This window comes from Chromohalobacter sp. 48-RD10 (assembly GCF_029889785.1).
Classification (GTDB): Bacteria; Pseudomonadota; Gammaproteobacteria; order Pseudomonadales; family Halomonadaceae; genus Chromohalobacter.
Window position 1 is genome coordinate 1 of the sequence record NZ_JARANX010000115.1, and the last position, 1,788, is coordinate 1,788.

General features: G+C 61.8%; 1 protein-coding gene. It reads left to right on the forward strand.

Annotation, left to right across the window (positions count from 1 at the left end; all coding sequences use genetic code 11):
• Positions 1 to 1,788 (forward strand): Ig-like domain-containing protein (locus tag OP496_RS17550; RefSeq protein ID WP_280565181.1); only part of this gene is annotated, 1,788 nt, incomplete at both ends.

The following is a 1,788-nucleotide window of genomic DNA, read 5'->3' on the forward strand; positions in this document are numbered from 1 at the left end:
CTGTAACCGTCAGCGACGCCGACGACAACGAACTTGGCTCGGCCACCGCGGGCGACGATGGCAGCTTTAGCGTGCCGCTCGATCCGGCACTCACCAACGGCGAAGAAATTAACGTCGTCGCCACCGACGAGGCCGACAACACCTCCGATCCGGCCAATGTCACGGCACCAGATAATACTGAGCCAGATGCGCCAGCCATCGACAGCGCTACGGACGACGTCGATCCGACCGGTGCACTGACCGATGGCGATGCCACTAATGACAGCACACCGACGCTAACCGGTATTGCCAAGGCCGGCAGTACAGTCACGATTTTCGCCAACGGCCATGAGATTGGTACAGCCAATAGCAGCGGCCAAGGCAACTGGTCATTCACGACCGTCGACCTCGACGACGGCGATTACACTTTCACCGTTACCGCCACGGACTCCGCTGGCAACGTCTCCAGCGAAAGTAATGGCTATGCGCTGACGATCGACACCTCGGCACCGGGTTCACCGACCCTTGATCCCAGCGATGGTAGCCTGCTGATCGGCACCGCCGAACCCGGCAGCACGATCACCCTGACCGATGGTGACGGTAACGCCATCGGCCAGAGCACGACTGACGACAACGGCAACTGGTCATTCCAGCCGGACGCACCTTTGGCCGATGGCACCGGGGTCAATGCAACGGCAACCGACGCCGCGGGCAATGTCGGCGAGCCCGGCAGCATCATCATCGACGGCGATCTGAACGACACCACGCCCCCTGACACGCCAAACATCACGATAGGCAATGACGATACCGCACCGCAGACCGGCGATCTCGACAGCGGCGACAGCACCAACGACACGATACCGATCCTCTCGGGTCAAGCCGAAGCGCGCAGCATCGTCACGATCTATGCCGGCGAGAACGAACTCGGCACCACCATCGCCGATGCCGCAGGAGAGTGGTCGTTCACGCCAGAGGCACTCGACGACGGCGACTACGACTTCACCGCTACCGCCACCGACAGCGCCGGCAATGTGTCGGACGCCAGTGACCCATTCACCCTGACCGTCGACACCCAGCCTCCCGCGGCTCCCGTGGTCAACTCAACCAATGGAGAAATCCTCACCGGGAATGCCGAACCGGGCAGCAGCGTCACGCTGACGGACGACCAGGGCGACACCATCGCGACCATCGAGGCAGATCGCAACGGCAACTGGTCCTATGCACCGGAAACCCCGCTGGAAGATGAAAGCACCTTCACCGCTGTTGCCAGGGACGCCGCTGGCAATGCCAGCGAGCCGGGCAGCGCAATCGTCGATACCAATCTGGAGGATACCCTGCCGCCTTCCGCTCCGGTCATCATCACCTCTATTGATGCGATCGAGCCGGTGACCGGCAATATCGACAACGGCGGCACAACCAACGATCCGACCCCCACGCTGCAGGGTACTGCCGAAGCCACCAACATGGTTCAGGTATGGTTGGACGACTCTACGCTCGGCGAAACGCAAGCCGACAACTTCGGTAGTTGGAACTTCAAGATCGATGCACAATTGCTGGAAGGTACCACCACGTTTCGTGCGACCTCTACCGACCCCGAAGGCCAGGTTTCGGATCCCAGCAACACCTACGCTCTCAATGTCGACACGACACCACCGGACGAGCCGACAGCAACCGTTGCCGAGGATGGCACTGCCGTCAGCGGCACAGCCGAGCCTGGCTCGACGGTCACCGTGACCGACGAGAACGATAATACACTAGGCCGCGATACTGCCGACGACGACGGCAGCTACAGCGTGCCGCTGGATCCGG